General features: G+C 75.9%; 1 protein-coding gene. It reads left to right on the forward strand.

From position 1 onward, the window contains the following. Positions 1-17: 17 nt before the first annotated feature. Positions 18-251 carry a response regulator gene (locus tag KVT32_RS30020; protein WP_371825642.1) on the forward strand — a complete coding sequence of 78 codons (234 nt, stop codon included), beginning with the start codon at positions 18-20 and terminating at the stop codon, positions 249-251. Positions 252-274: the final 23 nt, after the last annotated feature.

The following is a 274-nucleotide window of genomic DNA, read 5'->3' on the forward strand; positions in this document are numbered from 1 at the left end:
TGCAGCCGTAACTGGCCATCCTCGACATCGGCATGCGGCGCAGGGACGGCTACCAAGCCGCGCGCGCGATCTGCGGCCTGCCGGAGCTGGCGGAGGTGCCCCTGGTCGCCGTGACCGGCTGGGGCGCCGAGGACGACCGGCGGCGCTCGCGCGAGGCCGGCTTCGACGCGCACCTGCTCAAGCCGGCGATGCCGGAACAGGTGGCGGCGATCCTGGCGCGCACGGCGGCGCACCCGGGGGCGCACGTCTGAGCGGCGGCCGTGCCCGCAAACGA

It is taken from the genome of Achromobacter sp. GbtcB20 (assembly GCF_019091095.1).
GTDB classification, from domain to species: domain Bacteria; phylum Pseudomonadota; class Gammaproteobacteria; order Burkholderiales; family Burkholderiaceae_B; genus Achromobacter; species Achromobacter mucicolens.